Annotated in this window: 13 protein-coding genes, 1 tRNA gene and 1 pseudogene; 5 read left to right on the top strand and 10 right to left on the bottom strand. The window is 36.6% G+C overall.

The window, feature by feature from the left end; translation table 11 throughout:
- Nucleotides 1-48 precede the first annotated feature (48 nt).
- The 5 genes from APB85_RS07280 to APB85_RS07255 form a co-directional block, all read right to left on the bottom strand.
- Nucleotides 49-1,338 (bottom strand): hemolysin family protein, encoded by a 1,290-nt coding sequence (locus APB85_RS07280; RefSeq protein ID WP_057482668.1) that lies wholly within the window; start codon nt 1,336-1,338, stop codon nt 49-51.
- Nucleotides 1,339-1,527: 189 nt separating this feature from the next.
- Nucleotides 1,528-2,100 carry an LPS export ABC transporter periplasmic protein LptC gene (gene lptC / locus APB85_RS07270; protein ID WP_057482666.1) on the bottom strand — a complete coding sequence of 191 codons (573 nt, stop codon included), beginning with the start codon at nt 2,098-2,100 and terminating at the stop codon, nt 1,528-1,530.
- A 1-nt stretch (nt 2,101) separates the two neighbouring features.
- The gene (locus APB85_RS07265) at nt 2,102-3,475 is read right to left on the bottom strand and encodes a hypothetical protein (protein ID WP_057482665.1); all 1,374 of its coding nucleotides are present in this window, start codon (nt 3,473-3,475) and stop codon (nt 2,102-2,104) included.
- 21 nt (nt 3,476-3,496) lie between these two features.
- Nucleotides 3,497-4,750, bottom strand: a complete 1,254-nt coding sequence (locus APB85_RS07260; protein WP_057482664.1) for a porin family protein — start codon at nt 4,748-4,750, stop codon at nt 3,497-3,499.
- Complete coding sequence (locus tag APB85_RS07255) at nt 4,747-5,478, bottom strand: type III pantothenate kinase (protein ID WP_057482663.1); 732 nt, start codon at nt 5,476-5,478, stop codon at nt 4,747-4,749. Before APB85_RS07255 ends, APB85_RS07260 begins: the two co-directional genes overlap by 4 nt.
- Nucleotides 5,479-5,586: 108 nt before the next feature.
- On the opposite strand from APB85_RS07255, the gene APB85_RS07250 reads away from it, so the two are divergent.
- The 3 genes from APB85_RS07250 to APB85_RS07240 all read left to right on the top strand — a co-directional run bounded on the left by APB85_RS07250 (nt 5,587) and on the right by APB85_RS07240 (nt 6,363).
- Nucleotides 5,587-5,659 (top strand) — tRNA-Phe (locus APB85_RS07250).
- Nucleotides 5,660-5,710: 51 nt separating this feature from the next.
- Nucleotides 5,711-5,992 carry a GIY-YIG nuclease family protein gene (locus APB85_RS07245; RefSeq protein ID WP_057482662.1) on the top strand — a complete coding sequence of 94 codons (282 nt, stop codon included), beginning with the start codon at nt 5,711-5,713 and terminating at the stop codon, nt 5,990-5,992.
- 89 nt (nt 5,993-6,081) lie between these two features.
- Nucleotides 6,082-6,363, top strand: coding sequence for a GIY-YIG nuclease family protein (locus tag APB85_RS07240; RefSeq protein ID WP_057482661.1), 282 nt, complete (start codon nt 6,082-6,084; stop codon nt 6,361-6,363).
- A 591-nt stretch (nt 6,364-6,954) separates the two neighbouring features.
- Here APB85_RS07240 and APB85_RS07235 read toward each other — a convergent pair.
- The 4 genes from APB85_RS07235 to APB85_RS07220 all read right to left on the bottom strand — a co-directional run bounded on the left by APB85_RS07235 (nt 6,955) and on the right by APB85_RS07220 (nt 11,125).
- Nucleotides 6,955-8,118: an ABC transporter permease gene (locus APB85_RS07235; RefSeq protein ID WP_057482659.1), complete on the bottom strand. Its 1,164-nt coding sequence runs from the start codon at nt 8,116-8,118 to the stop codon at nt 6,955-6,957.
- A gap of 1 nt (nt 8,119) precedes the next feature.
- A complete protein-coding gene (locus APB85_RS07230) occupies nt 8,120-9,082 on the bottom strand; it encodes an HlyD family secretion protein (RefSeq protein WP_057482658.1) in 963 nt (320 codons plus the stop codon).
- Between the two features lie 17 nt (nt 9,083-9,099).
- The gene (locus tag APB85_RS07225; RefSeq protein WP_057482657.1) at nt 9,100-10,470 is read right to left on the bottom strand and encodes a TolC family protein; all 1,371 of its coding nucleotides are present in this window, start codon (nt 10,468-10,470) and stop codon (nt 9,100-9,102) included.
- 76 nt (nt 10,471-10,546) lie between these two features.
- Nucleotides 10,547-11,125, bottom strand: a complete 579-nt coding sequence (locus APB85_RS07220) for a Crp/Fnr family transcriptional regulator (protein ID WP_057482656.1) — start codon at nt 11,123-11,125, stop codon at nt 10,547-10,549.
- A 170-nt stretch (nt 11,126-11,295) separates the two neighbouring features.
- Here APB85_RS07220 and APB85_RS07215 point away from each other — a divergent pair, with 170 nt between their 5' ends.
- Complete coding sequence (locus APB85_RS07215) at nt 11,296-11,673, top strand: PH domain-containing protein (RefSeq protein ID WP_057482655.1); 378 nt, start codon at nt 11,296-11,298, stop codon at nt 11,671-11,673.
- 59 nt (nt 11,674-11,732) lie between these two features.
- On the opposite strand, the pseudogene APB85_RS07210 reads toward APB85_RS07215, so the two are convergent.
- Nucleotides 11,733-12,044: pseudogene (locus tag APB85_RS07210) on the bottom strand (winged helix-turn-helix transcriptional regulator).
- A gap of 123 nt (nt 12,045-12,167) precedes the next feature.
- Here APB85_RS07210 and APB85_RS07205 point away from each other — a divergent pair.
- Complete coding sequence (locus APB85_RS07205) at nt 12,168-12,680, top strand: lactoylglutathione lyase family protein (protein ID WP_057482730.1); 513 nt, start codon at nt 12,168-12,170, stop codon at nt 12,678-12,680.
- The last annotated feature ends 229 nt before the right edge of the window (nt 12,681-12,909 follow it).

The raw sequence follows: 12,909 nt of genomic DNA, 5'->3' as shown, positions 1-12,909 counted from the left end.
AACCTAATTATAAAACTTATAATTAGCAAAATATTAACTAATCGCTATTTAATCTGCAGACTTTATTTTTAATTCTACCAATTCTATTTTGGTATTGGAAACTTCTAATATTTTAAATGAAAAATCATCTATCTGCAATTCTTCATTTTGCTGGGGAATTTCTTCGGTATGGTTCACAATATAACCGCCAAGGGTTTCGTAATTCTCCCCTTCGGGAATATTTAATTTATAGTTCTCATTTAGATAATCTACTTCTAACCTTGCTGAAAATTTATAATGCGATTCCCCTAATTCCTCTTCGGTAAGAACAACAGGATCGTGTTCGTCCTGGATTTCCCCAAAAAGTTCTTCTACAATATCCTCTACGGTAATCATTCCACTGGTCCCGCCGTATTCATCTATTACTACAGCAATACTTTTACGCTTTTTGGTAAGGTTATTTAACACATCTTTCACCCACATCGTTTCCGGCACAAAAACTACCGGCAGCAGTATAGATTTTATAGATTCAGGCTTTTTAAAAAGTTCGAAGGAATGCACATACCCAATTACATCGTCTATGGTTTCATTATAAATCAACAGTTTTGAAAGACCGGTTTCAGTAAAAGTATTTACAAGGTCTTTTGGCGCCTGGTGTTGATCTACCGCAATAATCTCGGTTCTTGGCACCATTACTTCTCTTGCTTTTATATCTGAAAACTGCAGGGCATTTTGAAAAATTTGAATTTCAGAATCCACTTCTTCATCGTCTTCTACGGTTTCCATCTGCTCGTTGATGAAATTCCCCAATTCTACTTTACTAAAAGCGAGTTGCACTTCGTCCCCTTCGGTTTTAAAGAATCTTTTCAGAATAAAATCGGAAACCCATATCACAAAAGATGATACAAAACTGAACAGCATATAGAATATATAGGCCGGGACCGCGAAAAATTTTAGCATTGAATTCGCGTAGATTTGGAAAAATACCTTCGGAAGAAACTCAGCAGTAAGCAAAATAACCAGAGTAGAAATTACCGTTTGGGTAAATAAGCTTAGATCTACCACAATATACTCTAAAAAAGCACTGTTTAGCGGTTGAAGCCCATGAAGCCAGTTCATAAGCAAATCGCCCATAAAAAATCCATAAACTACCAGGGCAATATTATTACCCACTAACATAGTAGCTATAAACTTTGAGGGTTTTTTAGTTAGTCTCTTTAAAATAGTGGCCAGGAAGTCGTTCTGCCGCTTTTCAATTTCAATATAGATCTTATTAGAAGAAATATAGGCGATCTCCATCCCAGAAAAGAAAGCAGATAAAATTAAGGAAAGAACAATTATAAGAATTTCAACCTCCATTACTGCTTCTTGTTACGCTCTTCGATCTTACGCCTAAACCGCCTTTTAAAAAAGAACATAAGTATAGATATAAAGACAAAAAAGATAAATAAATAGGCCCTGCTACGCTCGGTATTCCAAATTCTGAAACTTTCGAAAAGAAAAAATGCAGCTATAAATAAATAAGCGTATTCAAAATATCTAAAATATTTACTCATCGGGTTTATCGTCTTTAATTATTTGAACCCCAACATTGGTTCGTGACCGAAAATTACCGAAATTTTGATTAGCATCAAAACCTTCTCCTTCATTAAGCGCACCATTTGGAAATTTAATAGTGTTGGGTTTATCGGTAAAAATCCAGTTAATATTTTGATCCCAAAATAACTGCGAAGCTTCCAGGCGCATACTATCGGCTGTAAAGATCACCACGTTTCCCTGTAGATCTATAAGATTGGTACCATCGTAAATAATTCCGTAATCTGAAGTTACCGTACTTTTCTCGTTATTTTCGTCGTAGATCTCTAATTCCAGTCCTTCAGGAAACTCGCGGTAAGGAAATTCTTTGTTGGTAAAATCCTTCATTTTAGGGCTTTTTAAGTTCGCCACCATTCTGCCGGAATCTGTATACTTCAGATTAATCCCTTCGGCAATGGCTTGTGGTGCGTCGCCTTCAATATCCAACGCTCTTATTTCGTTTAGATTACCCTGACATGAAAAAAGCATTGTCACGCCGATAAGCGTGACAATGCCAGTTATTATTTCCTTATATGTTAAGCTCATATTACATTTGTGGGATACGAACGGTTTCCCCAATCCAACAACCAATATTTATAGCTTCACCTGCACTTCTACCTTGTTGAAACACATCAGCTTTTTGGGGTGCTCTACCTCTATAAGCAGTAGCAGTTTGGTTTGCATTAGATGCGATAGATGGATCTACCCTTGCAGCTCTTGCAGCATAATCTGCAGCTAACCAATACACGGCTCTTTTATCGAAAGTAGTTTCTCCACAGCTGTTTGCACTTTGTGCAATCATATTAGCTATCTGTAAATATGCTCTACCTAAAGATGGCTTGGCACTAATTCCTTTTCTATAAAAGTTTCTTGCCTGAGAAAAACTTCCTCTTTCTTTATAGTTAGTAGCAATTCTATAGTAAATTCTAGCCTGATCACTAGGATCTTCTTCTAGCTCAGCAGCTTCAGTATAATATTCTAAAGCTTTTGCTCTATCGCCATCGGCTTCAGCTAACTGCCCTAAAGAGTAAGCAGAGTTTGCAGAAGGCTCTAATTGGTGTAATGCTTCAGAAACCTGGAAGAACAATGGATCTTCAGTACAATCTTTAGCCGACAATCTTGCGTTTGCATTCTGTAACCAATTTACATCAGATTTTTTCTCATTAAAATCTTTCTTGTAAAGAGGGATAAGGTTATCACAATCTGCTCTGGCACCAAGCTTAGCGTTTAAAGCATTTTTTACACTGTTATAATTATTCAAATTAATTTCAGCATATTTAATTTGCTTCTCCTCTTTAGAAGTAAGTTCCTCTCCAGCTTCTTGCTTTTCAATAAGCGGTGCAAGTTTTACAGCTGCCTGGTTTTCTTCTTCTTCAATTTTCGCCATTACTTTATCGTAATTATCAAAAACATCCTGAAGCTCTCTATCGCCAGCATCCTGCATATCTACCATTAACTGGAAATAAGCATAAAGACCTTTTGGACTTGTAAAGTTTTCGCGATCTTCTGTATAAGCTTTATCAAAAGCATTATATAATTCTTCTGTATCACCTAATTTATGATCAAACTTTAACTGAGCGATATCAGAATAAATTTTACCTTTTGAAGTTTTATCTGGAAATAACTCCAAACGCTCTTCCCAAAGACCAATAAGCTCTTTTATATACTGCTCTTTTTCTGCACCTTCGGTATTTTCAATTTTATATTCAAGAGCGCGCTCCCCATATTGGAAAGTAGCCAAACTATATTTTGGACATTCCTCTCTAACTTTCATCAACGGCTCGTAAGCTGCATCATAATTTTTAGCCTTGGCATCATCGTAAGCCAAAGCAGCCATTGTTGCACAATCATTAGACTGGGCGCTTAGAACACTTGAACCTAGAACGGCTCCTGTAATTAATGCTATAAATCTCGCTTTCATTTTCTTGTTTTATTATCGTGGTTAATTAAATTTTCTTCTTTCGAACCATCTTCTGGCTTCGGTTAGGGAAAGCCCTACTGAAAACCTAAAGTAATCTTCCTGAATTAAACTTGAATCTGTTGTACCGCGCTGACCATACTCAAATCCAAGGTTTATATTAGAAAATCCCGGTCCTACAGGTAGTCCAACTCCAAAAGTGATGCCAAACTCATTAATGTCCTGGCTATTGATACTTAAACCGGTCTCCTCATACCTAAATCCAGCCCTATAAACAATGCGGTTAAAGTAATTTGTAATAGAATTATATTGTGGAATAAAATACCCACCAAATTTATATTGTGCAGCATTTTCAAAATTCGCGTTTCCTCCTCCTGCACCACTCACACTTAAAAATGAATTATCGTCTGTACTTACATATTCCCCACCAAAAAACCATTTATTAGATCTTCCTAATCCAAGACCAATGGTATACTTTGCAGGAAGCGTTAATTCAGAATCGGGAACGTTTAGATCATGCTCTTCAACTACTGTTTCACCTCCACTACCAGAAAAGGCTATTGTTGCCAGTTGCCTGGAATTCTCTGCATCTATATTTGTAGTTGGTGAATAAGTAGCTGCTGCGTGTAAGTTAAGTCCGTTTTTTAGTTTTTCCTGAAAATCAACTCCAAAATTATAACTAAAGCCCAAAAGATCTGTTCTACTTACATCACGAGAACCCAATTGCACTTCTTCACGAATAAGTGTTCTTTGGTTTTGAAGGTTTCCGAAGTTATAATTAGCATCTACACCAATACTCAAGGATGGAAGCACCTGATAACCTGCCGAAAGAAATACTTTATTCATTCCGCCACGACCTTCCAGCCTGCTGGCAACAGATTCTCTAATGTCTAAAATTTGATATCCCACCGAAGTATATGGTAAAACCCCAATACCAAATCCAAGATTCCCTCCAACAGGCACTCCTATTGCCAAATAATCCAGAGACGAAACTTTTGCATTATCCTCTCCAGCATCTGAATTTAGACTGAGTCGCTCGTGAGATCCCCCAACAGCGTAAGTGGTTCTTCTTAACCTACCGTAACCGGCAGGATTTCTAAGGTTCAGGTGAATACTATCAGAAAACATACTTAAACCACCCATAGACCTGTTTTCTACAGTTCCTTTAAAAGTGTTAAGTCCAATCCCGTAATAAGAATAGGGCGATGATACATTCTCCTGAGCTGTAGCAACCACTGTAAAAAAAACAGCTACGATTACTATAAATCGTTTAATCATTGAGTCTTGTTAAATTCTAAAATGTAGTTTAAACCCTCTAAAAGAAAATTCGGGTTGGCAAATATGCTATTTTTTACCCGCTTTGACAAAATTTGCGTATCCCCTCCTGTTAAAATAACTGTTAAATATTTATAACCAGCCTTGTAGCGATCAATAATTCCATCAAGCTCTGCACTTACCCCATTCAACACCCCAGATAAAATACTATTTTGAGTAGAATCGCCTATTAGCGGGACATTTTCATCTAAATCAACCAGCGGAAGTTTAGCGGTAAAATGATTAAGCGCTTTTAACCTCATCTGCAAACCGGGAGAAATAGCGCCCCCTAAATATTCATTCGCATTATTCTTAAAATCGAAAGTTATACACGTGCCAGCATCTATAATCAATAAATTTTCATCCTGAAACTTTAAAGAACCGGCTGCAACTAACGCCAATCGATCTTTTCCTAAAGTTTGAGATGAAGCATAATTGTTTTTGAACGGAAGCTTAGTGCTTTCGTTTAAAACATAGAGCTTAGCTTCTTTTTCCAGGATTTTTTCAAGCTCTGAAGTATCTTTTATTACTGAAGAAAGAATGGAAAACGCGATTTGCGGATAATCTTTTTTTATTTCCTGAAATTTTTCAAAAAATTTTTCGATTGAAGATGTGTAAGATTCCAAAAGTTTATAGTCCTGAAAAACAGCAAGTTTTACGGAAGAATTCCCTACGTCAACGATTAAATTCATAGCAATTTGATTGTGTTGGCTAAATTACAAAAGCATTTTTTTAAAATTTCCTTTGTGAGATTATAAAAATGAATATATATTTGCACCCGCTTACAACAATAAGCAACTGGTGCCTTAGCTCAGTTGGTAGAGCAAAGGACTGAAAATCCTTGTGTCCCTGGTTCGATTCCTGGAGGCACCACCTTAAAAGCCCGATACACTTTGTGTTTTCGGGCTTTTTTAATTTTATGCTATGCACTACCTCTATATTCTTTATAGTAAAAAATTAGATAGATTTTATATTGGTGAGACATCTGACATTAAAGCTAGAATACAAAAGCATCACTCTAAACATTACAAGCAAGCATTTACCGGAAAAGCAGACGACTGGGAACTAGTACTAAAATTTGAAACTCTCAGTAAAGAAGATGCAATTTTTCTGGAAAAATTTATTAAACGAATGAAGAGCAAGAAATTCATTAGAAAAATAGTCGACAATCCCGGGATATTAAAAGATATTCTTGAGAAAAAATAGACCCTGGTTCCCCCGAAGCATCGGGGCTGGAGGCACCACCCTAAAAGCCCGATATACTTTGTTTTTTCGGGCTTTTTTAATTCTATACTATGCACTACCTCTATATTCTTTATAGTAAAAAATTAGATAGATTTTATACTGGTGAAACATTTAACATTAAAGCTAGAATACAAAAGCATCACTCTAAACATTATAAGCAAGCATTCACCGGAAAAGCAGACGACTGGGAACTTGTGCTAAAAGTTGAAAATCTTAGTAAAGAAGATGCAATTTTCCTGGAAAAATTCATCAAACGAATGAAGAGCAAGAAATTCATTAGAAAAATAGTCGACAATCCCGGGATATTAGAAGATATTCTTGAGAAAAAATAGCCCCTGGTTCCCCCCGAAGCGTCGGGGCTGGAGGCACCACCTTAAAAGCCCGATACACTTTGTGTTTTCGGGCTTTTTTAATTCTATGCTATGCACTACCTCTATATTCTTTATAATAAAAAATTAGATAGATTTTATATTGGTGAGACTGCTAAGTGGATAGTGCAATTGGAAAATTTTTGGAGTTCCCTTTTGAGAAAAGTCCCTAAAACAAAAAAGCCTCTTTCCGAATACACGGAAAAAAGCTTCTCATTGGTTAGCCAAAATCTTCACAACACAAGACAATAACTGGCTAACTACACATCCCGATAATTTCGGGACAAACAACACAACTTAATTTTACGATAAAAATCAACTCAAAGTGATTTTTATCACACGGCTTAAAAAAACCGCCATTTTTTATTGAAAAGGTTTTCTAAAACCTGTAATTATATCTTTAAATAAGGAATCCCTTTCAAAATACTATTTCTAAATTTTAGCTCTAGAAACTGTGATTCTAAAAGAGGGCTGGCAAATATACAATTTCTTATTTCTATTAAACAAATAAAAATCTGGGTTTTCATTTTAACTAATAATACTTATAACCTATTTTTAACCAGCTATTCGCTTTTTGCTTTTATTAATCTTAAGCTGAAGCAGCAATAGCATAGCCACAAAGCTTACCAGTATAATAATTAGCAACATTTTAATTTCAGGAAGTATATCGGCCATATCGCCTCCATAATAAGCCACCTTCCTAAAAGCAGCCAAAAATTGGGTTACGGGAATAGATTGCGCAATACCATTTATAAATCCCGGTATGGCAAGACTTGGCCAGGTAAATCCGCTTAAAACAAAGGCCGGGGTTGAGATTACCATTAAGAGTTCGGTAGCTTTTAATTGATTTGGAATTGCGATTGAAAACAGCATTCCAATTCCCATTGAAGCCAGGCTCAATAAGCTCACTAACACAAGCATAGGAATATTAAAAATAGCTGCTTCAACATTAAAGAATACAAAAAGCCTACTTACTATAAACCACATTAGCGGAAGAAACAACAAAAAAGGAGTTACTTTTAAAGCGATAAGATACCAGGATGATTTATTCTTTTTTACCAGGCTTTTAAAATATCCGTCTTCAAAATCACGCGAAAACACCAAAGCCATTGCCAGGAAAATTACTTGTTGCATAATAGCACCCAACAATCCCGGCAGCATAAAACTCAAATAGTTGCCTGTAGAATTGTACAATTTATTGAAATTCACCTTAAAACTCTCATAGCTTACTTTTGCCTGGGATGGAGATAAGCCCTGTTTTTGAAGACCTTCGATCTCAATCCCTGCATTAAGGGTCATCAATACCTGCTGAATATTCTTGCTGGCAGTATTCGCATTAAGAATATTGGCCATATTGAGATCTACTCTTACCTCTGGATATCTCTTTTGAAGGATATCTCCCTCAAATCCTGAAGGCAGGGTTACGACGGCCGCATACTGCTCTACCGGCATTTCTTCCAAGATGTCCCCTGGTGCATACCTACGGTCTTTTACCAGCAATGCTTCATTATCTTCAAAAGCATCAATAATGGTATTGGACAGTGGGCTATTATCCTGATCTACTATAACAATGGGTAAATCTACCACTTTTGCCTGCTGATATACATAGCCAAACAAGATCCCATAAAGCACTGGCGCCCCAAAAAATATGGCGCATAGTACAGAGTTGGAGAAAATTCGTTTGAATTCTATTTTTAAAAGTTCAAAAAATTCTTTCATACTATTGGTCTTTTAATAGAATAGTAGCATTGGTATAAAAGTTACTTCCAGAAATATCTGAAGTTGGGATCACCTTAAGTTCATAAACAGATTCTGAAAGATCATACAAAGGTGCAGTACTTGTAATATCAGCATATTGAGGCAGCTGTTTTATGCTTACTATCTTTCCTTTAAACTCCTCTTCGGTATAAGGATTAACCAGGCTTAGTTCATCTCCTTTCTTAAAATCGTAGATCCTGGATTCGTTTATGGTGAACCTGAAGTAAAGGCTGCTTTTCTTATACCCATTAATCAAGGTATACCCTGGGCTTAAGAGTTCTCCCTCTACCAGGCTAATAGTTTCAATACTCATGTTAGTAGGAGAAATAAGGTACTTTTCATCTGAAGCGGTTAGCACTTCTTCCCTGGCTCCCCGGGCTCTATCCAATTGCCCCTGTGCCTGATCTATTTGTTCTGTTCTGGCTCTATTCCCCGCCTCCTGGCGTTTAGCCTCTACAGCACTTACCTGGGCATTGGCCATCTCTAACTTCATCTTTACCTCATCTAGTTGCTGGCGACTTATCAATGAATCTTTATACATATTATTGAGTCTTTTATAAGATTCCCTTGCAAACTCCTGTTCTGCTTTTGCAGCATTCAACTTTCCTTCAATCTGGATTAATTGCTCTTCTGTTGCTCCTACATTAGCCATATTGAGTTGGCCTTTCGCAGCCTTTAAAGCACCCTCTGCCTGTAACATCTTTGCGCTAATTTCCGGAATATCAAGAAATGCCAGGGTATCTCCTTTGCTTACCTCATCGCCTTCAGCTACGAATAATTTATTAACGCGTCCAGCGAGCTTACTGCTCACTGAAATAGTTTCAAATTTCACTTTTCCTCTCACCGGGGAAATTTCTTCCTGATTATTACAAGATCCAAGGCTTAGCAAACCAAGCAGTATAAAACCAATTTTAATGTTCTTCATATCTTTTTATAATGTAATTAGTAATTAAGTATTCCTTTTGCGTGCATAAGCGTAACAGCAGCTTTGCTTTGATCGAAATAAGACTCCTGGAGTTTAAAGTTTGCACTTTCCAGGTCTCTTAAACCATCCAGCACATCGCTTATAGAAGCCAGGTCATTTCTATGCTGCTTTTTCAGCATTTCAAAAGTGGCTTCTGCCAGTTCTATTTCTTTTTGTGCAATTCTTGTATTTTGAAGAGCAGCTTCATAAGACATTTCTGCTTTTACAATGCTTAAAGAAATCATCTCTTCAGCTTCTTTAATTTTTTCCTGATATTTTTGTGCCTCCAGTTGAGATTTTCGGCTTTTTAATTTGCTTTTTCCGCCATCAAAAACATTCCATTTAATTCCAACCCCAACATACCACTGCGGGTCAAGTAACGAAAGATCATCTTCAAGAAACTCGTAATGTCCCTTTAATGCCAGCTTCGGAATAAAGTTGCTTTTTTCCATTTTAGATTTGTAGGTCGCGGCTTTTTCTGCCTCTTCAAGAGCCTGTATTTCTGCTCTTTTTTCTGCCGAATTTCCGGTGAAAGAAATAGCATTAAGTTGAGGAGAAAGCGAACGCAAAATCTCTCGGTTTTCACCGGTGATCTGGTGTAGAACCTCAATAAGTAAACGTTTATTTTGCCTGAATTCAAGCTGCTTTGCCTCCAGTTGTTGCTGAGCTAATTCGATCTTTTTCCGACTTATAGGAGTGGCAAGACCATTTTCTATTGCTTTCTTCACAAAGCGCTCCTGATCTTTTAGATGATCTTCTGAAGCAGCCAGTACCTCTTGAGAGGCGTTCACCAAAGCCAGTTTATCATAAGTTTCCATAAGATTGAGGACTATCTTGTCTTTTTCAGCCTCACCTACAAAATTTAGAGATGCTTCTTTATGTTTCGCGGCTTTAAGAGCATTTGTGGCCTCAAACCCACTAAAGAGCACCCAGTCCAGATCTACCGAAGATTTCAAAAAATTCTTATCCTGAAGATTACTGGCGGGCTGTAATGGAATATTCTCCGGGAAGTCGGCATTAAAAGGAAGCCCTGCAGCTTCTTTAATAAGTAACTTCTGGGTAGACATCAATAGGTTTTGAGTGTCCTCATCAAAAGTAATATCATCATTGAGCCTGGTATAACTTCCGTTTAAAGTAATCTCGGGAAGAAATACTGCCTTGGCTTGTTTTTGATCTACCCGTGCCTGTTCACCTTCTAATTGATTAACATTTAAACCGTGATTCTTTTCAAGAGCTTTTTGAATAAGAATTTCTAAAGTAGGATCTATCTCCTGGGAAAGCGCAGTAGCCGGAATAAGGCCTGCAAGCAAAAAGTAAAGTAACTTTGTTTTTAGTGAGCTTATGTTCATTACACCAATATTTTTATTAGTGCAAATTTCCTTACTAAAAGAGAGGTATCCTTTGACCTATGTCAAATAGTGCAGCTCAGGATTTTTTTGAAGTGTCAGCTCTCCGAATTCGGCTAAGCGTTTCCTGCGTCATGCCGAGGTAAGAAGCAATTGAACCAAGAGAAACCCTGCTTGAAATAGAAGGAAATTCAGTAAGCATATAATCATAGCGTTCCCTGGCAGTTTGGAATTGAACGGCATTTAATTTATTCACAACCCGGGTAAGCATTTCGGTAGATAATAGTCTACCCAGTTTTTCCATATTATGGTAGCGCGCAAATAGCAGATCAAGATTTTCTCTTGATATGCTATAAAGAACAGACTCTTCAAGCATTTCCAGGTAATAAAGGCTGGGACTTTGCTGAAAGAAGCTTTCTATACTAGACATAAATTTGCCTTCCATAAAAAACCATTGCGTCACTTCTTTCCCGTCTTCTTTTAAATAATAACTTCTTCCCACACCCTTTTCAACGAAATAAAGTTTAGTACAAACCTGTTGTTCTTTTACCAAGATTTGATTTTTCGAAACTATCTCTCGCTCAAAATGGGCAGTGATATCTGCTAATTCTTCAGGAGAAAAGGGAACAATATTCTTTAGAAAATCAGTGAGGTTCATAGACGGGTTTTACTACTTCAGGGCTTAAAAATAAGCAATTGAGTGTTTCTTTTATTAGAAAAACAAAGCAATAAGATTTTACCCATGGAATTATTTCATAAACAGCACTCGAAAACTGACTGCAAATAATTGTAAAATACTGTTACCTTTAGAAACCAAATACTTTAAATATGAGTTTATTTAATAAGATTATGGGAAATGCAGGGAGTATTTCCAAAGAACAATTAGATGAAAAATATGGTCGTTTACTCACCGAATCAGAAGAAATAGAACTGGGATTTTCTCTACTTCGCGATATCTTTATGTTCACCAATAAACGCCTAATTCTAATAGATATTCAAGGTTTAACAGGAAAAAAACAGGAATATCTTTCCCTGCCTTACCGCCATATTTCACGTTTTTCTTTGGAAACCGCCGGCACTTTTGATCTTGATGCCGAACTTAAGATCTGGATCTCCAGTGAAAATGAACCCAGTGTAAGTAAAAAGTTCAACAAAAGTATTGATATCTATGCTGTACAACGCTATCTGGCAGAGAAGGTGATTTAGATGAGATTTCCTGGATTTTATTTTTACGCTGAAATATGAGACAATTTGATTTATGGTGTTTAATTGTGGGCAGACATTTCTTTTCCCCAGGCATCCATACCTTTTAATATAACTTCCAGAGATTTACCCTTTGCTGTTAATTCATATTCTACTTTTGGAGGAACAACCGGAAATACCTGCCTGCTTATAAGTTTATCCCTTTCTAATTCCCTAACTGTTTGGGTAAACATCTTATTGGAAATTTCTGGGATTTTCTTCTACAACACTCCAGAGCGAACTGGACCTTCCAGAAGATGAAACAAGACTAAAGGCTTCCATTTTGTGCCAATCAGGTTCATAGTGTAGTTAAGAGGGCAATAAATTTTAGTCATTTTAAAATTATAAATATCTGGTTAATAGCATTTAACCCGTTTAGTCACCTATATCACTTTTAGGTAACTTATTGTTTTACAGACAAATATAATCTTAATTTGCACTGTAAAAATTAAATAATGATGAAAAAACAAGAAACTTATCCAAAATCATTTTCCCATATTGGGATAACCGTCCCCAATATAAAAGAAGCTGTTCGTTTTTACTCAGAGGTTATGGGATGGTATATTATTATGAAACCTTCCACTGTAAAAAAGGAAAGAGATACAGCAATTGGACAAATGTGCATAGACGTTTTTGGTGAAGATTGGGAAGAATTTGAGATCGCTCATTTGTCTACCTCTGACGGCATTGGAATTGAGTTATTTTCTTTTCCACACGGAATAAAAAAGGCACCTGAATTTAACCCTTTTAATACCGGACTTTTTCATTTTTGCGTCCAGGACCCGGACATAGAAAATCTAATCGATAAAATAGTTTCCTTTGGCGGAAAACAACGAATGCCCATTAGGGAATATTACCCCAACGAGAAACCTTATAAAATGTGTTATGTTGAAGATCCTTTCGGGATTGTTTTTGAAATTTACACTCACAGTTACGAATTGACCTACTCCTCTGGTGCTTATTCAAAATAACCATCTTCATTTATCATCAAAAGCTTATGGTTCCTTCTTTTTTCTAAAATGGAAAGAGGGAACCTCCCCCCTGTATTATTAAATTTAATTCTCTCTATCAGAGGTGGTTTGCTGATGGAAATCATTTTTAATCTACAGCACAACCTGTACTTTTAATATAGCTAATCAATCTTTGCCTTGAATGTATTGCGAATTGGGCATTTCGAAAAAATCGTCAACATATTATGAA

Source organism: Salegentibacter mishustinae (assembly GCF_002900095.1).
Classification (GTDB): Bacteria; Bacteroidota; Bacteroidia; order Flavobacteriales; family Flavobacteriaceae; genus Salegentibacter; species Salegentibacter mishustinae.
The sequence above is the reverse complement of the archived record's forward strand: the minus strand, read 5'-3'. Positions and strand labels throughout refer to the sequence as shown.